The 21848-nt window shown below is 72.6% G+C and carries 23 protein-coding genes and 1 pseudogene; 15 read left to right on the top strand and 9 right to left on the bottom strand.

Annotated features, from left to right (window positions below; genetic code table 11):
* Positions 1–109 precede the first annotated feature (109 nt).
* The 3 genes from pstC to pstB are packed head-to-tail and all read left to right on the top strand — an operon-like array spanning position 110 to position 2962.
* Positions 110–1093, top strand: a complete 984-nt coding sequence (pstC, locus tag IE219_RS00120; protein ID WP_189974140.1) for a phosphate ABC transporter permease subunit PstC — start codon at positions 110–112, stop codon at positions 1091–1093.
* Entirely contained in the window at positions 1090–2163 is a 1074-nt protein-coding gene (pstA, locus tag IE219_RS00115; protein WP_189974138.1) for a phosphate ABC transporter permease PstA, read from the top strand. Before pstC ends, pstA begins: the two co-directional genes overlap by 4 nt.
* Positions 2164–2185: 22 nt before the next feature.
* Complete coding sequence (gene pstB / locus IE219_RS00110) at positions 2186–2962, top strand: phosphate ABC transporter ATP-binding protein PstB (protein ID WP_189974136.1); 777 nt, start codon at positions 2186–2188, stop codon at positions 2960–2962.
* A 109-nt stretch (positions 2963–3071) separates the two neighbouring features.
* On the opposite strand, the gene IE219_RS00105 is transcribed toward pstB, so the two are convergent.
* Both IE219_RS00105 and IE219_RS00100 read right to left on the bottom strand, forming a co-directional pair.
* Positions 3072–4070, bottom strand: a complete 999-nt coding sequence (locus tag IE219_RS00105) for an inorganic phosphate transporter (protein ID WP_189974134.1) — start codon at positions 4068–4070, stop codon at positions 3072–3074.
* 6 nt (positions 4071–4076) lie between these two features.
* Positions 4077–4697: a DUF47 domain-containing protein gene (locus tag IE219_RS00100; protein WP_031009642.1), complete on the bottom strand. Its 621-nt coding sequence runs from the start codon at positions 4695–4697 to the stop codon at positions 4077–4079.
* Between the two features lie 197 nt (positions 4698–4894).
* Between IE219_RS00100 and IE219_RS00095 the strand changes: the two genes are divergently transcribed.
* Positions 4895–5248, top strand: coding sequence for a metal-sensitive transcriptional regulator (locus IE219_RS00095; protein ID WP_229849512.1), 354 nt, complete (start codon positions 4895–4897; stop codon positions 5246–5248).
* A gap of 52 nt (positions 5249–5300) precedes the next feature.
* On the opposite strand, the gene IE219_RS00090 is transcribed toward IE219_RS00095, so the two are convergent.
* Positions 5301–5459, bottom strand: a complete 159-nt coding sequence (locus tag IE219_RS00090; protein WP_189974132.1) for a hypothetical protein — start codon at positions 5457–5459, stop codon at positions 5301–5303.
* A 132-nt stretch (positions 5460–5591) separates the two neighbouring features.
* Positions 5592–6416, bottom strand: coding sequence for an SCO4651 family lipoprotein (locus IE219_RS00085; RefSeq protein WP_189974130.1), 825 nt, complete (start codon positions 6414–6416; stop codon positions 5592–5594).
* Positions 6417–6501: 85 nt separating this feature from the next.
* On the opposite strand from IE219_RS00085, the gene IE219_RS00080 reads away from it, so the two are divergent.
* On the top strand, positions 6502–6666 hold the full coding sequence (locus tag IE219_RS00080; RefSeq protein ID WP_189974995.1) for a hypothetical protein: 165 nt from the start codon (positions 6502–6504) through the stop codon (positions 6664–6666).
* 58 nt (positions 6667–6724) lie between these two features.
* On the opposite strand, the gene IE219_RS00075 is transcribed toward IE219_RS00080, so the two are convergent.
* Both IE219_RS00075 and IE219_RS00070 read right to left on the bottom strand, forming a co-directional pair.
* The gene (locus IE219_RS00075; RefSeq protein ID WP_189974128.1) at positions 6725–7447 is read right to left on the bottom strand and encodes a phosphatase PAP2 family protein; all 723 of its coding nucleotides are present in this window, start codon (positions 7445–7447) and stop codon (positions 6725–6727) included.
* A gap of 242 nt (positions 7448–7689) precedes the next feature.
* Positions 7690–8724: a C40 family peptidase gene (locus IE219_RS00070; RefSeq protein WP_373298748.1), complete on the bottom strand. Its 1035-nt coding sequence runs from the start codon at positions 8722–8724 to the stop codon at positions 7690–7692.
* Positions 8725–9070: 346 nt separating this feature from the next.
* On the opposite strand from IE219_RS00070, the gene IE219_RS00065 reads away from it, so the two are divergent.
* From IE219_RS00065 to IE219_RS00040, 6 genes are all read left to right on the top strand, one after another.
* Complete coding sequence (locus IE219_RS00065) at positions 9071–9379, top strand: DUF8827 family protein (RefSeq protein ID WP_030495498.1); 309 nt, start codon at positions 9071–9073, stop codon at positions 9377–9379.
* Positions 9380–9506: 127 nt separating this feature from the next.
* Positions 9507–10328: a DUF8175 domain-containg protein gene (locus tag IE219_RS00060; RefSeq protein ID WP_189974126.1), complete on the top strand. Its 822-nt coding sequence runs from the start codon at positions 9507–9509 to the stop codon at positions 10326–10328.
* Complete coding sequence (locus IE219_RS00055) at positions 10318–11703, top strand: hypothetical protein (protein ID WP_189974124.1); 1386 nt, start codon at positions 10318–10320, stop codon at positions 11701–11703. The genes IE219_RS00060 and IE219_RS00055 overlap by 11 nt, the downstream gene beginning before the upstream one ends.
* Positions 11700–13253 (top strand): SCO6880 family protein, encoded by a 1554-nt coding sequence (locus IE219_RS00050; protein WP_189974122.1) that lies wholly within the window; start codon positions 11700–11702, stop codon positions 13251–13253. The genes IE219_RS00055 and IE219_RS00050 overlap by 4 nt, the downstream gene beginning before the upstream one ends.
* A gap of 20 nt (positions 13254–13273) precedes the next feature.
* Entirely contained in the window at positions 13274–14683 is a 1410-nt protein-coding gene (locus IE219_RS00045) for an ATP-binding protein (RefSeq protein ID WP_189974120.1), read from the top strand.
* 1 nt (position 14684) lies between these two features.
* Entirely contained in the window at positions 14685–16136 is a 1452-nt protein-coding gene (locus tag IE219_RS00040) for a P-loop NTPase family protein (RefSeq protein ID WP_189974118.1), read from the top strand.
* A gap of 2 nt (positions 16137–16138) precedes the next feature.
* Here the strand turns inward: IE219_RS00040 and IE219_RS00035 are convergent, their stop codons facing one another.
* Together IE219_RS00035 and IE219_RS00030 are read right to left on the bottom strand one after the other, a co-directional pair.
* A complete protein-coding gene (locus IE219_RS00035) occupies positions 16139–16681 on the bottom strand; it encodes a GNAT family N-acetyltransferase (RefSeq protein ID WP_189974930.1) in 543 nt (180 codons plus the stop codon).
* Positions 16682–16699: 18 nt separating this feature from the next.
* Positions 16700–17248: pseudogene (locus IE219_RS00030) on the bottom strand (GNAT family N-acetyltransferase); the annotation flags it as partial.
* 156 nt (positions 17249–17404) lie between these two features.
* On the opposite strand from IE219_RS00030, the gene IE219_RS00025 reads away from it, so the two are divergent.
* The 4 genes from IE219_RS00025 (at position 17405) to IE219_RS00010 (ending at position 21123) form a co-directional block, all read left to right on the top strand.
* A complete protein-coding gene (locus IE219_RS00025) occupies positions 17405–18310 on the top strand; it encodes an ATP-binding cassette domain-containing protein (RefSeq protein ID WP_189974116.1) in 906 nt (301 codons plus the stop codon).
* Positions 18307–19089 carry an ABC transporter permease gene (locus IE219_RS00020; protein WP_189974114.1) on the top strand — a complete coding sequence of 261 codons (783 nt, stop codon included), beginning with the start codon at positions 18307–18309 and terminating at the stop codon, positions 19087–19089. Before IE219_RS00025 ends, IE219_RS00020 begins: the two co-directional genes overlap by 4 nt.
* Before the next feature lie 136 nt (positions 19090–19225).
* Positions 19226–20458, top strand: a complete 1233-nt coding sequence (locus tag IE219_RS00015; RefSeq protein ID WP_373298747.1) for a sensor histidine kinase — start codon at positions 19226–19228, stop codon at positions 20456–20458.
* The gene (locus tag IE219_RS00010) at positions 20455–21123 is read left to right on the top strand and encodes a response regulator (RefSeq protein WP_189974112.1); all 669 of its coding nucleotides are present in this window, start codon (positions 20455–20457) and stop codon (positions 21121–21123) included. The genes IE219_RS00015 and IE219_RS00010 overlap by 4 nt, the downstream gene beginning before the upstream one ends.
* A gap of 39 nt (positions 21124–21162) precedes the next feature.
* On the opposite strand, the gene IE219_RS00005 is transcribed toward IE219_RS00010, so the two are convergent.
* Entirely contained in the window at positions 21163–21672 is a 510-nt protein-coding gene (locus IE219_RS00005; protein WP_189974109.1) for a DinB family protein, read from the bottom strand.
* Between the last annotated feature and the right edge of the window lie 176 nt (positions 21673–21848).

Raw genomic sequence — 21848 nt, 5'->3', positions numbered from 1 at the left:
CCGCCGGGGGCGGCTTCCTCCACCTCCCGTGGGAGGGGCCGCCCCCGGCATCCGGTGCACCGCCGCCAGGAGCCCGTACCCCGTACGGCTCCGCAGACCGGAGAATCCGATGGTTACCACCACACCGCCAGCGACAGACCAGAACAGGAGCCGGCGCGCTTCGAGCGCGGTACGCCCCGGGGACCGCATATTCAGCGGCCTCTCCAAGGGCTCCGGCATCACCCTCCTCGTGATCATGGCCGCGATCGCGGTCTTCCTCACCTACCGCGCCGTCCTCGCCATCTCCGACGACAGCGCCAACTTCTTCACCACCTTCGAGTGGAACCCGGCCGGCGACCCGCCGGTCTTCGGCATCGCCGTCCTCGCCTTCGGCACGATCGTCTCCTCGGTCATCGCCATGGCCATCGCCGTGCCGGTCGCCATCGGCATCGCCCTCTTCATCTCGCACTACGCCCCGCGCAAGCTGGCCAAGCCGCTCGCGTACGTCGTCGACCTGCTCGCCGCCGTGCCCAGCATCATCTACGGCCTCTGGGGCGCGATCTTCCTGGTCCCGTACCTCGACGGCCTCAACCAGTGGCTCGACCAGTACCTCGGCTGGACGTACATCTTCGACAAGTCCGCCGACGGCGTCGCCCGCAACATGTTCACCGTGGGCATCCTGCTGGCGATCATGATCCTTCCGATCATCACCAACGTCACCCGCGAGGTCTTCCTCCAGGCCCCGAAGATGCACGAAGAGGCCGCGCTCGCCCTCGGCGCCACGCGCTGGGAGGTCATCCGCATGGCGGTGCTGCCCTTCGGCCGCTCCGGCATCATCTCCGCCTCGATGCTCGGCCTCGGCCGCGCCCTCGGCGAGACGATGGCCGTCGCCGTCGTCCTCTCCCCGAGCTTCGCGCTCTCCCTGCACCTGCTCGACCCCGGCGGCGGCACCTTCGCCCAGAACATCGCCGCCAAGTTCAACGAGGCCGACGCCTACGGCCGGGACGCGCTCATCGCCTCCGGCCTCGTCCTCTTCGTCATCACCCTGCTGGTCAACGGCGCCGCACGCATGATCATCGCGCGCCGCAAGGAGTACTCGGGGGCGAACGCATGAGCCACGCCGTACAGGAACGCCCGGTCGCGCTCTCCAAGCCCCGCGGCCCCCTCTCCCACGCCCGCCTCCCGCGCTGGACCCCCGCCGCCGTCGCGGCCGGCTCCATCGCCGCCGGCATCGGCATCGGCCTCGCCGCCGGCTGGCACTCCAGGACCCAGTGGGGCATGCTCGCCGCCCTCCTCTTCGTCCTGGTCAGCTACGCCCTCACCAGCAAGGTCGAAGGCGCCCGCCAGGCCAAGGACCGCGTCGCCACCAGCCTCGTCTGGGTCTGCTTCGTCCTCGCCGTCGTCCCGCTGCTCTCCCTCGCCTGGGTCACGATCAGCAAGGGCATCGCCGTCCTCGACGTCTACTTCCTGACCCACTCGATGAACGGCGTCCTCGACGCCGAGGCCGGCGGCGGCGTCTACCACGCGCTGCTCGGCACCATCGAGCAGGTCGGCATCGCCACCCTGATCGCCGCCCCCATCGGACTGCTGACCGCCGTCTACCTCGTCGAGTACGGCAAGGGCCGGCTGGCCAAGGCCGTCACCTTCTTCGTCGACGTCATGACGGGCATCCCCTCGATCGTCGCCGGCCTCTTCGTCCTGTCCACCTGGACCCTGATGCTGGACTTCGGCCCCTCCGGCTTCGCCGGCGCGATGGCCCTCGCCATCCTGATGATGCCGGTCGTCGTCCGCTCCACCGAGGAGATGCTCAAGCTCGTCCCGAACGAGCTCCGCGAGGCCAGCCTCGCCCTCGGCATCCCCAAGTGGCGCACGATCCTGAAGGTGGTCCTGCCCACCGCGATCGGCGGCATCACCACGGGCGTCATGCTCGCGGTCGCCCGCATCACCGGCGAGACCGCCCCGGTCCTGCTCCTCGTGTTCGGTACGAAGCTCATCAACCCGAACCCCTTCGAAGGCGCCCAGTCCTCCCTGCCGCTCTACGTGTACGAGCAGTACCAGGTCGGCACCGACCAGTCCGTGGCCCGCGCCTGGGCCGCCGCACTCGTCCTGATCGCCTTCGTCATGATCCTCAACATGGTGGCCCGCGGCATCGCCCGCTGGAAGGCCCCGAAGACCGGCCGCTGAGCCGAACGGAAGTGAACTAATCATGGCCAAGCGAATCGACGTCAGCGGCCTCTCCGCCTACTACGGCAACCACAAGGCGATCGACGACATCTCGATGACCGTCGAGCCCCGCTCCGTGACCGCCTTCATCGGGCCCTCCGGCTGCGGCAAGTCCACCTTCCTGCGCACCCTGAACCGCATGCACGAGGTCACCCCCGGCGGCCGCGTCGAGGGCAAGGTGATGCTGGACGACGAGAACCTGTACGGCGCCAACGTCGACCCGGTCGCGGTCCGCCGCACGGTCGGCATGGTCTTCCAGCGCCCCAACCCCTTCCCCACCATGTCGATCTTCGACAACGTGGCGGCGGGCCTGCGGCTGAACGGCAAGTACAAGAAGGCCGAGCTCAACGACATCGTCGAGAAGTCCCTCAAGGGCGCCAACCTCTGGAACGAGGTCAAGGACCGCCTCAACAAGCCCGGCTCCGGCCTCTCCGGCGGCCAGCAGCAGCGCCTCTGCATCGCCCGCGCCATCGCCGTCGAGCCCGACGTGCTCCTGATGGACGAGCCCTGCTCCGCCCTCGACCCGATCTCCACCCTCGCCATCGAGGACCTGATCGGCGAGCTGAAGGAGCGCTTCACGATCGTCATCGTGACGCACAACATGCAGCAGGCCGCCCGCGTCTCCGACCGCACCGCCTTCTTCAACCTGGCCGCGGTCGGCCAGCCCGGCAAGCTCATCGAGCTGGACGACACCGAGCGCATCTTCTCCAACCCGAGCGTCCAGGCGACCGAGGACTACATCTCCGGCCGCTTCGGATAAGACGGTCGTACGGCGCTGCATGGCGGTGCCGCCGTACGACGCAGACGGGCCCGGCTCCCCCCAGGGGAGCCGGGCCCGACCACATCGCCCGGACAGGTCCGGGCGGCCGTCAGCCGAAGACCAGCTGCACCACGTAGTAGCTGAGCGCCGCCACGACCGCCGCCGCCGGCATGGTGATGAACCAGCCGAGGATGATGTTCTTCGCGACGCCCCAGCGGACCGCGTTGACCCGCTTGGTCGCGCCCACACCCATGATCGCGGAGGTGATGACGTGCGTCGTGGAGATCGGCGCGTGGAAGAGGAACGCCGAACCGAACATGATCGACGCGCCGGTCGTCTCCGCCGCGAAGCCCTGCGGCGGGTCCAGCTCGATGATCTTGCGGCCGAGGGTCCGCATGATCCGCCAGCCGCCCGCGTACGTGCCCAGCGAGAGCATCACCGCACAGGCGATCTTCACCCACACCGGGATCTCGTCGCCCGCGCCCTGCACGTCGGCGATGACCAGGGCCATCACCACGATGCCCATCGTCTTCTGCGCGTCCTGGAGGCCGTGGCCCAGCGCCATGCCGGCCGCCGACACGGTCTGCGCGATGCGGAAGCCGCGCTTGGCCTTGTGCGGGTTGGCCCGGCGGAACATCCACATGATCGCGCACATGACCAGGTAACCGGCGACGAGGCCGATCACCGGGGAGACGAACATCGGGATGACGACCTTGTCGAGGACGCCGCCCCAGATGACCTCCGTACCGCCGGCCAGCGCCGCGCCCACCATGCCGCCGAACAGCGCGTGGGAGGAGGAGGACGGCAGACCGAAGTACCAGGTCACCAGGTTCCAGATGATCGCGCCGACCAGCGCGGCGAAGAGGATGCCCATCCCCTTGTCGCCGTGCGGCGTCTCGATCAGGCCCTCACTGACCGTCTTGGCGACCCCGCTGCCCATGAAGGCGCCCGCGAGGTTCATCACCGCCGCCATCGCGAGGGCGGCCCGGGGCGTCAGCGCCCGCGTCGACACCGAGGTGGCGATCGCGTTGGCCGAGTCGTGGAAGCCGTTGGTGTACGTGAAGCCGAGCGCGACGCCGATGGTCACGATCAGAGCGAAGGTGTCCACGAAGCCTCAGGACTCCTTGACCGCGATGGTCTCCACCGTGTTGGCCACGTGCTCGAACGCGTCGGCCGCCTCCTCCAGCACGTCCACGACCTGCTTGAGCTTCAGCACCTCGATGGCGTCGTACTTGCCGTTGAAGAGGTGGGCGAGCAGCTTGCGGTGGATCTGGTCGGCCTGGTTCTCCAGCCGGTTGACCTCGATCCAGTACTCGGTGAGGTTGTCCATCGTCCGGAGGTTCGGCATCGCCTCGGCCGTCAGCTCGGCCGCCCGCGCCAGGACCTCGATCTGCTGCTCGACGCCCTTGGGCAGTTCCTCGATGTTGTAGAGGACGACCAGGTCGACGGCCTCCTCCATGAAGTCCATGATGTCGTCGAGGGACGAGGCGAGGGAGTAGATGTCCTCACGGTCGAACGGCGTGATGAAGGAGGAGTTCAGCTGGTGGAAGATCGCGTGGGTGGCGTCGTCGCCGGCGTGCTCCGCTGCCCGCATCCGTTCCGCGATCTCGGCCCGGGCGGACACGTCCGCTCCGAGCAGTTCCATCAGGAGCTTGGAGCCCGTGACGATGTTGTCCGCGGACGCGGCGAACATGTCGTAGAAGCTCGTCTCCCTGGGGGTCAGGCGAAATCGCACGTGAGGTCCTCGGGGTGCTGGGTTTCGGTCAGGCTGATGCTAAGCACATCATCCGGCCACGGCTAACCGGCGTCCTCTCAGTGTCGCCCATCAGGCACAGTGATCTGCACGAGACCCCCGCCCCCGGATCGGCGGGGATCGGTACCATATACCCACGAGGGGTATACACCCCCTTTTCAGGACAACGGGAGGACGCGATGACGACCACCGAGGCGGACCAGGTCACCCCCGAGGCCGTCGGCGCCGTCGAGCCGGCCGACCACGCCCACGGGGTGCACGGCTACCACAAACAGAAGGACGAACACCTCAAGCGACTGCGGCGGATCGAGGGCCAGATCCGCGGACTCCAGCGGATGGTCGACGAGGACGTCTACTGCATCGACATACTCACCCAGGTCTCCGCCTCCACGAAGGCCCTCCAGTCCTTCGCCCTCCAGCTCCTGGAGGAGCACCTGAGGCACTGCGTCGCCGACGCCGCCGCCACCGGCGAGGGCATCGACGCCAAGGTCGAGGAGGCCACCAAGGCGATCGGCCGCATGCTCCGCACCTGAGCCCGGCACCCCCGAAGGCACCCGCCCCCGGCCACCCGTGCGGCCGAACCGCTCAGCCGGCCGGCTCGACGCGCAGCACCTCGTCGATCCGGTCGGCGCTCAGCCGCTCCCCGTCCGCCGCCGACGCGGCGATGATCAGATCGCCGCACAGCTCTATCTCGGCGAGGGCGACGCAGTCCTGGTCCGCGCCCGCCGTCTTGAGGGGTGCCACGCGCGTTCACCTCTTCCTGCCGGACGTTTCCTGCCGGAGTCGGCCTCCCAGCGTAGGGATCGGGCCACGGGGCGCGCATGACACGGACGGACCATTTGCCGATGGTCCGCGCCACACCGGTACGGGGGCCGTTCAGACCTGGATCCGCCCGGCGTAGATGTCCCGGCCGTCCGGCAGCTCCACCTCCACCGGCACCCCGAAGCCGTACAGCAGCGTCGTCGACGACACCGCGACCGCCCGCCCCTGGTTGCTGAAGCTGAACAGGTGCCGGACCTTCCGCAGCCGGCCCGACCCGTCGAGATACGCGTCGAACGGCACCTCGTCGGTGGTGAACCCCTTCGCCGCCGCCGTCAGCGGCCCCCGCAGCTGCGGCGACGCCGCCCGCGCCGCGTCCCCGATCACCGCCACCCCCCGGTAGTGCGCCACCTTCACCCCGGCCAGCTCGGTCTCCCCCACGAACCGCACGTCCCGCGCCCCGCGCAGCAGCTCCACCGCCGCGCCCGGATCGGTGGCCCCGCCGGTGACCAGGTTCCCGTCGTCGAGGGTCGTGGTGTCCACCCGCACCCACTTGTCGGCGGGGACGCCCGCACCCCGGTTCTTCATGTACAGGGCGCCGGGGACGAGCAGCTCGGTGATCGGCCGGTGCGCGCTGGTCCCGGCCGCGTCCTTCGGCAGCACCACCCGCAGCCGTCCGGTACGGCTCCGGAAGTCGTAACCGCCCTCGCCCCGGATCGTCACCCGGGTCCCGCCGGACGCCATCTCCATCGCCGTCGACGCCTTCGAGGTGCCCGCCCGGGCCAGCGCGTCCGCCGCGCCCCGGACCGCCCCCGCCGGATCGGGCGGCGGCGCGGCCTCCCCGGGCGCCCCGCAGCCGGTGACCGCCGAGGCGAGCAGGGCCGCGGTGAGGGCGAGGACCCCGCCGTGACCGCGCGGACGTCCGTACCCCTGCACCGCCATCGCCCGTCAACCCCCAAAGGACCGGTTTTCCCGATGCGGATAACGACGGCACGGGCGAGCCGTCACGCGCAGTACCGTGGAGGACGTGCACGAGCAGCCGGCGCCCCGCCCGCACCACACGACCACCACCGAACGCGGCTCCTTCGCCCTGGCCCGCTGCACCTGCGGCTGGACCGGCCCGGCCCGCAGATCGAGGGACCGCGCCCGCACCGACGCCGACGACCACCTGCACACCGCCGAAGCGGTCTAGGACTCGTCCGGCGGATCTCCCCGGGCCCGCCCGGGCAGGCCCGGGGAACCGTCAGCCCTCAGGCCGCGAGGTCGCGTTCGCCGCCGCCCGCCGGGCCGCCGAGGCGGGGCTCGGGGATGCCGACCGCGCCGGGACGGGCCGGCGACGGCGCCGCGCGGCGGGAGCGGACCAGGACGCCCGCCCGGCGCGAGCGGGCGACCGCGCCGACCAGCGGCACCAGCAGCACCGGCGTCAGCGGCGCCAGGAGCAGCGCCACCGCGGTGCCGAGCGCGAAGCCGCCGACGACGTCGGTCGGATAGTGCACGCCCATGTAGACGCGGGCGAAGCCCTCGGCGAGCGCGAGCCCGATGGCGGCCAGACCGAACCGGCGGTGGGCGACGAACAGGCCGACGGCGAGCGCCATCGCCATCGTGGCGTGATCGCTGACGAAGGAGTAGTCCGTCTTCCCGCCGACCAGGACCTCCAGGCCCTGGTGGTCGACGAAGGGACGCGGCCGCTCGACGAAGCCGCGGATGGGAATGTTGACGAGGAGCGCGATACCGGCGGCGAGCGGCGCCCAGACGATCGCGGCGACGGACGAGACCGAGTCCGCCAGGGACCCGCGCCGGCGGACGCTCCACCAGCACCCGAGCACCACCAGCACCATCGCGAGCATGATCCCGTACTCGCCGGTGAACTCCATGACCCGGTCGAACCACGGGGGTGCGGCCTTCGCCAGCCCGTTGATGTCGTACAGCAGGCCGACATCGGGACTCGAACCGTCCGATGCGAGTTCAGCCATCTGTGGCGGCCCCTTGCTTCTCGTGTCTGGTTTCCAACCCCCGTGGTTCAGACGTGGTCAGAGTCGTCGGAAGGGAGAACGAAGCTCCTGAGGAGCACGTTCCGCGATCTCCGGTGGATCACGCCGACGTTATCGAAGAGTGACGCCCGCCCGCAGCCCAGGGCCCCGGCCTCACCGAGCGTCCCCGCACCCTCCGCCCCGGGACCGCCGCCCCGGGACCGCCCGCCCGGCGGACCGCCGGCTCACGCCGGGGTCCCGGGAAGGTCCGTCGGCAGCGCCGCCGCCCCGTCCTTCGTCACCCGGGTCGCCCCGAAGTAGTCCGGCGTGTCGATCCGGTCGAAGCGGATCACCGCCCCCGTCCGCGGCGCGTCGATCATGTACCCGCCGCCCACGTAGATGCCCACGTGACGGATCGCCCGCGAATTCGTCAGGTCGTCGGAGAAGAACACCAGGTCACCCGGGAGCAGCTCCTCCCGGCTCGGATGCGGGCCCGCGTTGTACTGGTCGTTGGCCACCCGGGGCAGCTCGATCCCCACCGACAGGTACGCCGCCTGCGTCAGCCCCGAGCAGTCGAACCGCCCGTTCTGCGCCGCCGTGCCCGTCCCGCCCCACAGGTACGGGGTCCCCAGCTTGCCCTGCGCGTAGTGGATCGCGCCCGCCGCCTGCTGCGAGGGCTGCACCCGGCCCACCGGCCGCGCGAAGCTCCGCTCCAGCGACCGGATGATCCGCACGTAGTTCCGCGTCTCCTCGTACGGCGGGACCCCCTTGTACTGGATCACCCGGTACGCGCCCGCGTTGTACGCCGCCAGCATGTTGCTGACCGGATCGCCCGGCACGTCCTTCACGTACCCCGCCAGCGCGCAGTCGTACGAGGCCGCCGACGGGATCGCGTCCGCCGGGTCCCAGACGTCCTTGTCGCCGTCCCCGTCCCCGTCCACGCCGTGGCTCGCCCAGGTGCCCGGCATGAACTGGGCGATGCCCTGCGCGCCCACCGGCGACACCGCCCGCGGGGACCAGCCGCTCTCCTGGTACAGCTGCGCCGCGAGGAGCGCCGGATTGAGCGCCGGGCACAGATTGCCCCACCGCTGCACCAGCCCCTGGTACATGGCCGGAACCGCACCCTTGGCCAAGGCCACCGTGCCGGTCCTGGCCGAACCCGCGCCCCCGAGGAAACCGGCGGCCGCCGCGTACGTACCGACCAGGAGCAGCGCCACGAACCCCGCGCAGAGCCCGAGACCCCCGCCCGCCAGCAGCCACGCCCTGCCCGCCCTACGCACCGTCAACCACCCCTCGGTCCCTGGCAGTACGCCCCGCCCGGCCAGTCTAGGCGGGGCGCTCCCTCCCGGGGACGGCCCGCGCCCGACGCGGCCCCAAGAGTGCAACAACGACAATCATTGCCCAAAGTCACCCTGCGTGATACACAGAGTGACCATACGCGTCTTCGTATGGAATCCGGCCGCACCACCGCAGGTCAAGACGGTCAGACCGGTCAAGTGTGCGGGGATCGGGTAAAGACAGCGGCCAAGCCGTCACACACAAACGGTTTCATCAGCGAAGATAGTGGTGATGCCCCCTGCCGCCCGGCGGGGGCCGACCAACGACCCGACAGGGGCGGTGAGTTCTATGTACCTGGCGGCCGAGAAGGGCGACATCACCACCATCATCGGTGGAATCGCCCCGAACTGGGGGCCCTTCGGGAGCCTCGGCGCCGAAGCGAAGATCATGATCGAGGTCGTGATGGCCGTCGCGATCCTGCTCTGCCTGGGCATCGCCATCTGGGGCGCGGCCAAGCAGCGCATCGGCGCGACCGCGCTCCGCGACACCTTCAGCGCGGAACAGGGCAAGGGCCTGATCGTCGCCGGCCTCACCGGCGTCTTCATCATCGGCTCCCTCGGCACCCTCTTCACCATCGTCTACGGAATGGCGATCTGACCCCGCGTCGACCCGTACACCGAACACCGAGAACACCGAAGAGCACCGAAGAGCACCGACGGACCCGACGAACGGTCATGCAGCAGCACAGTCGTACCCGTGAACGAGTGGAGGGGGCGTACCCGGCATGAGTCCCGGCGACGAGCACGACGGCTACGGCGGCTCGGGCCAGACCCGTACCCGCCTGCCCGAGGGCAACACCGGTGACGTCCGCGGCGGCCCCCGCCGCCCCGCCCGCGGCTCCCGCTCCCTCCTCATGGCCGTGGGCGTGGTGGTGCTCCTCGTCGCCGCCATCGCCTTCGCCAACCGCGGCGGCGAGGACCCGGCGGACGCGTCCCCCACCTCCCGCACCCCCGGGAAGTCCGCCACCGCCGCCACCGGCACCCGCCCGGTCACCGGCCACGACGGCACCGTCCCCACCGGCTTCGCCCACGACGAACAGGGCGCCCAGAGCGCGGCCGCCAACTACGCGGTCGCCCTGGGCTCCACCGACATGTTCCAGAAGGGCCCGCGGGAGGCCCTGGTCCGCGCGGTCTACGCACCGGACGTCGTCGAGGGGCTCCTGAAGCGCCTCGACGGCTCGTACTCCCCCTCCCTCATGGCCGCCACCGGACTCAACGCGGACGGCACCGCGCCCACCGACCTCACCTTCGTCTCCCGCACCGTCCCGGTCGGCACCAAGGTCAAGGAGTACGCCGGAGGCACGGCCACCGTCGAGGTCTGGTGCACCGGCCTCGTCGGCCTCGCCGGCGAAGGCTCGACCCGCCCCGTGACCTCCACCTGGTACACCCTCACCCAGAAACTCGTCTGGGCCGGAGGGAACTGGCGGGTCAGCGCCTCCAGTCAGACCGAGGGCCCGACCCCCGTCAACGGCGACAACCGCGCGTCCCTCGCGGGCGAGATCGCCGACGCCGTCGAGCAGTACGGAGGGTTCACCTATGCCCGCTAGTCGAAACCCGGCGGGCCGCGCGGCCGCGCGGGCAGGCGCCCTCGCGGCCCCGCTCCTCGCCGGAGCGCTCGCCCTCCCCGTACTCCTCGCCGGAACCGCACACGCGGACCCGACGCCCACCCCGACCGGGCCGACCCCGACCGGCAGCCCGTCGATCCCCACCCCGTCGCCGACACCGACCAGCGACGAATGCAACCTCATCGTCGGCCAGGCACGGGAGCTGTGCGAGGGGAGCCAGACCGGCGGTGGCACCGGAGGCACCGGTGCCACCCAGGACCCCGCCTCCGCCCTCGATCCCCTCTCCTCGCTCGCGCGGGGCTGTGCCGATGCCGCCGTCGCCGTCGTCGACTACCTCTCCAAGGCCGTGAAGGAGACCGCCCAGGTCGACTTCACCAACCCCGAGTTCCTCAGCCGCTACGCCGTCGTCTTCGCCGCGGCCACCTTCCTCACCGTCCTCCTCTGGCTGCTCGCCGTCGCCAAGCGCGCCATGCGCGGCGTCCCGCTCACCACCGCGCTCTCCGAGGCCGTCGGCTTCCTCTGGCTGACCGTCCTCGCCTCCGCGTTCACCCCGCTGATCCTCTACACCGTCGTGAACGCCACCGACGCCATCACGGAAGTGATCGCCTCCGGCACCGGCCAGCAGACCGACGTCTTCTTCGGCGCGTTCAAACAGGCCCTCCAGAAGGGCGACAGCATCAGCGGCGGCCCGATCATGCTGATCATCGTCAGCCTGGTCACCGTCCTCGCCGCCGGCGTGCTGTACCTGGAGCTCTTCCTCCGCGCCGTCCTCCTCTACGTAGGCGCCCTCCTCGGCGTCGTCGTCTACGCCGGGCTCGTCGACAAGAACATGTGGGGCCACGTCCGCCGCTGGGCCGGCATCATGATCGCCGTCATCCTGGTGAAGCCGATCATCGTCATCGTCCTCGGCCTCGCCGGCGCGCTCTCCTCCGGCACCGGGCCCGACTCCTTCTCCGCCGTCGTCTCCGGCCTCGCGATCATCCTGCTCGCGATCTTCTCCTCCGCGATGATCTACCGCTTCGTCCCCGGCTTCGGCGACGAGATCGTCGCCTCCCGCAACAACCGCCTGCACCGCGCCGGCGAGAACGCCGCCGCCGCGGTCATCTCCTCCCCCGCCTCCCTCGTCTCCCAGGGCATCAAGACCCACAGCACCCGCGACAGCGGCTCCGGCGGCGGCCAGGGCTCCTCCTCCGCGGCCCCCCGCCCGGCCAACCAGCTCTCCGGCGGCGTCGCCGCCCACAGCAGCCGCTCCGGGGACAACCGCGGCGGCGGCGCCACGCCCCCGCCCCGCAGCAGCAGCCCCACCGCGGGCACCCCGCACAGCAACCGCAAGAACACAGGAGGTGCAGGGCGTTGACGACCCAGTCCCCACCGGTCACGCCCCGCCGCACGTACCTCGTCGGCCGCGCCCGGCCGAACGCGATCGTCGGCAAGAACCGCGAGACCGGCGAGATCGCCCTGATCATCGTCGGCGCCTTCCTCGGCATGATGAGCGGACTCCTCGTCCCCCTCCTCCCGCTGCGGATCGGCCTCCTCGCCGGCCTGCCGATGCTCGCCATCGCCGCCGTGTACCTCCCGTACAAGCAGCGCACGTTCTACAAGTGGTTCGAGATCAACCGCAGCTACAAGCGGATGCTCAAGCGCGGCACCGCCTACCGCTCCACCACCGCCGAGGCCGGCACCCGCCTCGACGGCCGCGAGGTCGAGGTCGGCCCGCCCCCGGGCATCGGCCGCGTCGGCTGGCTCTCCGCCCCCTTCGGCCCGGACGAGATCGCCGTCCTCCTGCACGCCGACCGCCGCACCGTCACCGCCGCCATCGAGATCGAGGGCCCCGGCGTCGGCCTGCGCGACTCGGAGGACCAGGAGGCCCTCGTCGACCGCTTCGGCACCCTGCTGAAGCACGTCGCCAACGGGGACGGCTTCGTCACCCGCCTCCAGATGCTCGCCCGCACCCTCCCCGCCGACCCCGACGCCCACGCCAAGGACGTCGCCCAGCGCGGCGACCCGCAGGCCCCCGGCTGGCTCCAGGAGTCGTACGACCAGCTCCAGTCCATGGTGTCGACCTCCAGCGAGCAGCACCGCGCCTACCTCGTCGCCTGCATGCACTACACCCGCGACCTCGCCGCCGAGGCCAACGCCATGGCCCACGCCACCCGCCAGGCGTCCGGCGCCCGCCGCCTCGACCGCGACGGCGGCCTCGCCGTCGTCATGGCCCGCGAACTCACCGACATCTGCGCCCGCCTCACCGAGGCCGACATCCGCGTCCGCCAGCCCCTCGGCCAGTCCCGCCTCGCCTCCCTCGTCCACTCCATGTACGACCCGGACCACCCGATCGACCACATCCAGGCCATGACCAAGCGCAACGCCTGGCCCGCCGAACTCGACGCCATGGAGGCCACCTACCTCCAGGCCAAGACCCGCGAGTCCTCCACCCGCGCCCCCTGGTGCCACGCCACCGCCTGGGTCAAGGAGTGGCCGATGACCCCGGTCGGCGTCAACTTCCTCGCCCCGCTCCTCGTCCACACCCCCGACGTCATCCGCACCGTCGCCGTCACCATGGACCTGGAGCCCACCGAGGTCGCCATCGAGCGGATGCTCACGGAGAAGACCAACGACGAGGCCGAGGCGTCCCGCCAGGCCAAGATGAACCGCACGGTCGACCCCCGCGACATCGCCGCCCACGGCCGGCTCGACCAGCGGGGTGAAGATCTCGCCAGCGGCGCTGCCGGGGTCAACCTCGTCGGGTACATCACGGTGTCGTCGCGTTCGCCCGAGGCCCTGGCCCGGGACAAGCGCACGATCCGGGCCTCCGCCGGCAAGTCGTACCTCAAGCTGGAGTGGTGCGACCGCGAGCACCACCGGGCCTTTGTGAACACCCTGCCGTTCGCGACCGGCATCCGCCGCTAGGGCCGAAGGGGCACCGACCGATGCGAGATCCGCTGTCCGTCCTCACCGAAGCCTTCACCGCCTTCCTCTTCGGCAAGGTGGAGACCACCCGCCTGCCCGTCCGCACCTCCACCGGGCAGGCCCAGGCCGTCTACCTGCCGACCGCCGCCCCCGGCCTCGGCGACTCCGGCGTGATCATCGGCCGCGAGGTCTACAGCGGCAAGGGCTACGTGTACGACCCCTTCCAGCTGTACGGGCAGCAGCTCCCCGCCCCCCACTGGCTCGTCCTCGGCGAGTCCGGCAACGGCAAGTCGGCGCTGGAGAAGACGTACGTGCTCCGCCAGCTCCGCTTCCGCGACCGGCAGGTCGTCGTCCTCGACGCCCAGGGCGAGGACGGCGTCGGCGAATGGAACCTCATCGCCCAGGAGCTGGGGATAACCCCCATCCGCCTGGACCCGATGGTCGCCAACGACGCCGGGATCCGCCTCAACCCCCTCGACCCCGCCATCACCACCACCGGCCAGCTCGCCCTGCTGCGCACCATCATCGAGGTGGCGATGGGCCACGGCCTCGACGAGCGCTCCGGCTTCGCCCTCAAGGTCGCCCACGCCCACGTCAACAACCACATCACCGACCGCCAGCCGATCCTCACCGACATCGTCGAGCGGCTGCGCCACCCCGAGGCCGAGTCCGCGGAGGCCATGAACGTCGACATAGACGACGTCCGGGCCTGGGGCCTCGACGTGGCCCTCGTCCTCGACCGGCTCGTCGACGGCGACCTGCGCGGCATGTTCGACGGCCCCACCACCGTCGGCATCGACCTCGACGCGCCCCTGATCGTCTTCGACCTCTCCCACATCGACCGCAACTCCATCGCCATGCCCATCCTCATGGCGATCGTCGGCGTGTGGCTGGAGCACACCTGGATCCGCCCCGACCGGAAGAAGCGCATCTTCCTCGTCGAGGAGGCCTGGCACATCATCAACAGCCCCTTCGTGGCCCAGCTGTTCCAGCGCCTGCTGAAGTTCGGCCGCCGCCTCGGCCTCTCCTTCGTCGCCGTCGTCCACCACCTCTCGGACGTCGTCGACGGCGCCGCCGCCAAGGAGGCAGCCGCCATCCTCAAGATGGCCTCCACCCGCACCATCTACGCCCAGAAGGCCGACGAGGCCCGCTCCACCGGCCAGGTCCTCGGCCTGCCCCGCTGGGCCGTCGAGATCATCCCCACCCTCACCCCCGGCATCGCCGTCTGGGACGTCAACGGCAACGTGCAGGTCGTCAAACACCTCATCACCGAACGGGAACGGCCGCTCGTCTACACCGACCGCGCCATGACCGAGTCCTCCGGCCCCGCCGACCCCGACGACCACGACCTCGAATGGGAGACGGAGCAGCGCGCCCTCCTGATGGAGCGCCAGCGCATGAACGACAACCCCCGGTCCACGGTGGCCTGACGTGACCCAGGCACGGCAGCGGCAGGGCGGCGTCTCCGACGGCCTCCTGATCGGACTGTTCGCCCTGATCCTCGGCGCGGCCCTGCTCGTCTGGTCCGCGACCGGCCTCTCCGGGCTGCTCTCCCACGGCGCCTGGCCGGCCGGGGTCGACCTCACCCGCACCCCGCCGGCCCTCCGCTCCCTGGCGACCGACCCGACCGACCTCCCGGCCGCCTGGCCCGCCACCCCGCCCGGCGCGCTCTCCGGCTACGGCCTCTTCTGGGGCATCGTCATCGGCCAGGCCATGATCCTCGCCGTCCTCGCCGTCTTCCTCCTGGGCACCTTCGCCCGCTGGCGCGCCGTCCGCGCCGACCGGAAGACCGCCCCGCGCCCCGCCCCCGCCCACACCCAGGACCCCGCGCCCGCCGAGCCCGTACGCGCCCAGGACCCGGCCCCGCACCCCGTACAGACCGCCCCGGCCGCACCGGTCCCCGCCCAGCCCCCGGCACCGACCACGACCCCGGCACCCGCACCGGCGCCCGCGCCCGTCCCCCGCCCCGGCGCCTTCTACGGGCCGCGCGAGACCCGCCGGGCGCTCGCCGTCCAGGCCGTCCGCGAGGCCGAGGGGCCCGCCCTCGTCGTCACCTCCGACCCCGCCGTCTGGGCCGACACCAAGGACGTGCGCGGCAAGCTCGGCCCCGTCCTCGTCTACGACCCCGGCCACCTCTGCGACACCCCGGCCCGCCTCCACTGGTCCCCCGTCGAGGGCTGCGCCGACCCGGAGACCGCACGGACCCGCGCCGCCGCCCTGCTCGCCCCGGTCCGCCCGCACGCCCGCCTCGACGCGGCCACCGCCACCACCGCCGAGACCCTCCTGCGCTGCTGGCTGCACGCCGCCGCCGTCGACGGCCGCCCCTTCCGCCAGGTCCACCGCTGGGCCCAGGGCACCGACGCCCACGACCCGGTCCGCGTGCTGCGCGGCCACCCCAAGGCCGCCCCCGGCCTCGCCGGACTCCTCGAAGCCACGCTCACCGCCCACCCCGACAGCCGCCGCACCGCCCAGGAGCTGACGGCCCGCGCCTTCTCCGCCCTCGCCTCGGTCCACATCCGCGAGGCGTGCACCCCGCACCGGACCGACACCCTCGCCCTGGCATCTTTCGCCGCCGAAGGGGGAACCCTCTACGTGGTGGGCGAACCGGTCGAGGACCCGCGCACCCACCCGGGCGCGATGCCCCTCCTCACCGCGCTCGCGTCGCACGTGGTCGAGCACGGCCGCCGCGTGGCCGCACGGTCATCCGACGGTCGGCTCGACCCACCACTCACCCTCGTCCTCGACGACGTCGCCGCCGTCGCCCCGCTGCCCGAGCTGCCGGACCTCCTCGCCGACGGACCGGCCCGCGGCCTGCCCGCCCTCGCGCTCATGCGCTCCCGCGAACAGGCCCGCGCCCGCTGGCCCGAACACGCCCTGCGGTAGGACTACCGGCGCAGCTCGTACTCCAGGTCGCGCGCCTCGCCCGACCCGAGCGTGTCCGCCCGCCCCCCGGTCGGCACGAAACCGGACCGCCGGTAGACGGCCTCCGCCCGCCCGTTGTCCTCGTTCACGAAGAGGCGCACCCGCCCGACCGGCGGCTCCTGCGCCCACGACCACTCCACGGCCGTCCGCAGCAGCGCGTCCACCAGCCCGCTCCCGCGCGCCTCCGGCCGCACGTACACCCCCACCACGTCGGTCTGCGCCTCCGTCACCTCGCCGAACGGCGCGGGCCCCTCACCCGGCCGCTCCACCAGCACGGTCGCCGTGCCCACCCAGCGTCCGTCCGCCGCCTCGGCCACGAACTGCCGGATCCACGTCCCCCGGTCCTCCGAGCCGCCCTCGGCCCGCTCCCGCCAGAAGGCGTCCGGCCGGGCCGCCGCCTCCTCGTACGACTCCACGAACGCCAGCGCCGCCACCGGGTCCCGCAGCGCCGCCAGCCGCAGCTCGCGCACCGCCTCCCACTCCCCGGACCGGACCGGCCGGACCACGCACCCCGCCACCGGCGGCAGCTCGTACTCCTCCTCGTACGCCCCCGAACCGCCCGGCACCGGCACCCGCTCGCCCGACGGCACGAAGCCGAACCGCCGGTAGAAGGCGGCGGCCCGCGCGTTCTCCTCGTGCACGTACAGCCGCACCCGGCGGACCCCCGGCACGCTCCACGACCAGGCGACGGCCGCCCGGAACAGCGCGCCGGCCGTGCCGTCGCCGCGCGCCTCCGGCCGCACGTACACCCCCACCAGGTGGGTCTGCGGCACCTTCGCCGGCTCCCCGAACCGCACCTCGTCCTCCGGCCGTTCGACCAGCACGGTCACCGAGCCGACCCAGCGGCCGTCCCCGGCCTCGGCCACGAACTGCCGCACCCGGCCCTCCCCGGCCTCCGACGCGGCCGCCGTCCGCTCCCGCCACACCTCGTCCGGACGCGCCACCGCGTCCTCGTGCGCCTCCAGGAAGGCGAGGTGCGCGACGGGGTCGAGGAGCGCCGCGAGCCGCAGCTCGCGCGCCTCCTCCCACTCGTCGGGACGGACGGCGCGGACGGTGCGGGGTGCAGGGTTCATGCCCCGCATCCTCGCCCGGACCACCCCGCCCCACAAGGGAATTCCCTGCTCAGAGCCGCCCCCCGCTCCCATGTGGTACCCCGGTACGACACCGCCCGCCGGACGGCCGACCACGGTCCGACGCCCGGCCCGCGCCCGCTCCGTAGCGTCGTACCCATGATCCGAGCAGAGCGACTCACCAAGCGGTACGGCTCCCGCACCGTCGTCCGGGACCTCTCCTTCACCGTCCGCCCCGGCACCGTCACCGGCTTCCTCGGCCCCAACGGCGCCGGCAAGTCCACCACCCTGCGCATGGTCCTCGGCCTCGACGCCCCCACCGGCGGCACCGCCACCGTCGCCGGCCGCTCCTACGCCGCCCACCCGGCGCCCCTCACCCAGGTCGGCGCCCTCCTCGACGCCCGCTCCTTCCACCCCGGCCGCACCGCCTTCCACCACCTGATGTCGCTCGCCCACACCCACGGCATCCCGCGCTCCCGCGTCGAGCACGTCCTCGGGGTCACCGGCCTCTCCGACGTCGCCGGCCGCCGTGTGAAGGGCTTCTCCCTCGGCATGGGCCAGCGCCTCGGCATCGCCGCCGCGCTCCTCGGCGACCCGGCCGCCGTCGTCCTCGACGAGCCCGTCAACGGCCTCGACCCGGAGGGCGTCCGCTGGGTCCGCACCCTCCTCAAGTCGCTGGCCGCCGAGGGCCGTACGGTCCTCGTCTCCTCCCACCTGATGAGCGAGATGGCGCTGACCGCCGACCACCTGGTCGTCATCGGCCGGGGCCGGCTCCTCGCCGACACCACCGTCGCGCAGCTCGTACGGGACGCGGGCACCGGCTCCGTCCTCGTCACCAGCCCCGACGCCGACCGGCTCCGCACCCTCCTGCCGACCCCGGCCCGCACCGCCGAGGAGGGCCCCGGCACCCTCCGCGTCACCGGCCTCGACGCCCCCGCCATCGGCCGCCTGGCCGCCGCCCACGGCATCGAACTCCACGCCCTCACCCCCGAGGACGCCTCGCTGGAGCAGGCGTTCATGGACCTCACCCACGACTCCGTCGAATACCAGGGAGCAGCCGCATGACCACCGTCCCCGCCCCCTACCGGATCACCCCGGCCCGCGTCCTGCGCGCGGAGTGGCACAAGCTGTGGACGCTCCGCTCCACCTGGGCCACGCTCCTCGCGGCCGCCGCCCTCGTCCTCGGCGTGGGCCTCCTGATGGGCACCACCTACACCTCCGACGGCGGCGACTCCGACGTGGACACCGTCGTCCTCACCCTCTACGGCTCGCAGTTGAGCGGCATCTGCCTGGCCGTCCTCGGCATCCTCGTCAGCGCCGGCGAGCACTCCACCGGCCTGGCCCGCGCCACCTTCACCGCCGTGCCCCGCCGCCTGCCGGTGCTGGGGGCGAAGGCCGCGGTCCTCGGCGGCACCGTCTTCGCGGTCTGCCTCCTCACCAACCTGCTGACCTTCACCACCGCCCAGTTCTTCCTCGCCGACACCGACCAGGCCGCCTCCCTCGCCGACGACGGCGTCCTCGCCGCCGTCGCGGGCAACGCCGTGGGGCTCACCCTGCTCTCCCTGATCGCCCTCGCCCTGGGGGCGGCCCTGCGCTCGGTGCCGGGCGGGCTCGGCGCGTTCATCGGCGGCGTCGTCGTCCTCCCCGAGGTCGCCGGCATGCTCCCGTACGACGCCGTCGAGACCGCGCTGCGCTACTTCCCCACCCAGGCGGCCGGCGTCCTCGGCTCCGCGACCCCGCTGCCGGACGCGCCCTCCACGGGGGCCGCCCTCCTGGCCCTCGCCCTGTGGACGGCGGCGGCCCTCGCGGTCCCCGCGCTCTTGCTCCGCCGCCGGGACGTATGAGGATGATGACCGGGTGACGACGGAGACGACCGGAACGGCGGGGACCACGGAGGCGACGGCGGTGAGGTCGAGGGTGGCGGGGTCGGGTGCGGTGGAGCCGGGGGCGGCGAAGTCGGGTGCGGTGGAACCGGCCGTGGTGGAACCGACCGCCCCCAGCCGGTACGCCCAGCGGATCACCGCCCGCGTCCGCGCCGCCGACGCGGCCCGCCCGTGGCTGTGGGACGGCGCGGTCACCCTCGTCTGGACGGTCGCGGCCCTGGTGGACGCGGCGGGTGGCTGGCGGAACGTGGCCCGGGACCCGTCGCTCCCGGCCGGTCTGGTCGCCGTCCTCAGCCTGGCCCTCGCCCTCCCCCTGTACGCGCGCCGCCGCCGCCCCACCACGGTCCTCGCCGTGATGGCGGCGGCGGCCTTCGCCAGCGAGGTGTCCGGCGCCTTCCTCCAGGCCGGGTTCCTCCAGGTCCTCCCCCTGTTCCAGCTGGCCCTGACCCGCCCGCCGCGCCGCCTCCTGTGGGCCTTCCCCGCCCTCGCCCTGCCGCTCCTGGCGGGCGCGCTGCGCTTCGACGGGGAGGCGTGGGACGCCCACGTCGTCCCCACCCTGTGGGCGTACGCGGGCGTCGCCCTGCTCGGCATCACGGTCCGCTCGCGCCGCGACCACACCGCGGCCCTGGAGGACCGGGCCCGCCGCCTGGAGATCGAGCGCGACCAGGAGGGCCGGCTCGCCGCCGCCGCCGAACGCGCCCGGATCGCCCGCGAGATGCACGACATCATCGGCCACAACCTCTCGGTCATCACCGGCCTCGCGGACGGCGGCCGGTACGCGGCGGCCCGCAGCCCGGAGCGGGCCGCCCAGGCACTGGAGGCCATCGGCACGACGAGCCGTCAGGCCCTGGGCGAACTCCGCCGCCTGCTGGGCGTCCTCGCCGTCCCGGACGGCGCCCCCGGCGCGGACCGCACCCCCCAGCCGGCCCTGGCCGACCTCGCACCGCTCCTGGAGGGCGTACGGAAGGCGGGCCTGCCGGTCGCGGCCGACCTGCCCGACCCGCTCCCCGCGCTGCCGCCCGGCGCCGAACTCACCGTCTACCGGGTGGTGCAGGAGTCGCTGACGAACACGCTCAAGCACGCGGGGCCCGGCGCCACGGCCACGGTCCGCCTGACGGCCGCCCCGGACGGCACCGTCGTCACCGTCACCGACACGGGCACCCCGTCCGGTCCGCCCGGCCGGGGCCGGGGACTGACCGGAATGCGGGAGCGCGCGGCCCTCTACGACGGCACACTCGACTGCGGCCCCCTGCCGGCCGGCACCGGCTGGCGGGTACGGCTCCACCTGCCCGCCGCCCGCCCGAACTCCCCGGAGGAGTCCCGCCCGTGACGACCGTCCTGATAGCCGACGACCAGCCGATGCAGCGCTTCGGCTTCCGCATGCTCCTGGAGAGCCAGGACGACATGACGGTCGTCGGCGAGGCCGCGAACGGCGCCGAGGCCGTCCGGCAGGTCGCCGCCCACCACCCGGACGTGGTCCTCATGGACATCCGCATGCCGGGCCTGGACGGCATCGAGGCCACCCGCCGCATCGTCGCCGCGGGCGCCCGCACCCGCGTCCTCATCATCACCACCTTCGACCTGGACGCGTACGCCTACGACGGCCTGCGCGCCGGTGCGAGCGGCTTCCTGGTGAAGGACGCCCAGCCGGAGGAGCTCCTCGCGGGCGTCCGCGCGGTCGCGGCCGGCGACGCGGTGGTCGCCCCGAGCCTGACCCGCCGCCTCCTGGACACCTACGCCCACCACCTCCCGGCCTCCGCGTCCGCCCCCGCCCCGGGCGAGGACCCGCGCCTGTCCTCCCTCACGGACCGCGAACGCGAGATCCTGACGGTCATCGGCCAGGGCTGGACCAACACGGAGATCTGCGACCGCCTCCACCTGGCGGAGTCCACGGTGAAGACCCACGTCGGCCGCATCCTCGCGAAGACGGGGGCGAGGGACCGCGTCCAGGCGGTGATCCTGGCCTACGACACCCACCTGGTGAAACCGTCCTAGGGACCTGCCCCGGCCCGCCCTGCCCCGTCCCGCTCCGGCCTAGCCTCCGGTCGTGCCGTCGAGCAGCTCGCGGAGGATGTCCAGGTGGCCGTTGTGGCGGGCGGTCTCCTCGGTGAGGTGGAGGAGGATCCAGCGCAGGTCGACGTGGAGGCCGCCGCGGATGGTTCCCACGGCCCGCCGGTCCAGGTCGGTCGCGGCGACCAGTTCGCGGTAGCGGGCGCTCTGTTCGGCGTACTCGTCGAGCAGCCGCGCGAGCGGGAAGCCGACCGCGATCCGCATCTCGCGGTCCGGGTCCTCGTCCGTCATGGGGGCCAGGTCCTCCTCGCCGAGGAGGATCACCTGGAACCAGTAGTACTCGACCCAGCGGAGATGGTTGATCAGCCCGCTCATGGTCATCAGCGGCGAGGCCGGCAGCAGCGCCTTGCGGGCGTTCTCCTCGGAGACGCCCTCGCACTTGGCACGGGCGGTGTCCCGCGCGTAATCGAGGAAGGTGGTGAGCTGGGTGCGCTCGTCCCACGCGGACGGTGTGTCACTGATTCTCGTCGTCATCGCGCGAAGCGTCCCCGATCACCGCACCCGCTGTCGAGGCGTTTTAGAGCGGACTGGTTTTGAACGCAGAAATGCCTCAACCCCCGGACAAGATCCGGGGGTTGAGGCTAAAAATTGTTCGGCGGTGTCCTACTCTCCCACAGGGTCCCCCCTGCAGTACCATCGGCGCTGAAAGG

It is taken from the genome of Streptomyces termitum (assembly GCF_014650175.1).
GTDB classification, from domain to species: domain Bacteria; phylum Actinomycetota; class Actinomycetes; order Streptomycetales; family Streptomycetaceae; genus Streptomyces; species Streptomyces termitum.
This window is presented reverse-complemented; position numbering and strand designations above follow the sequence as displayed.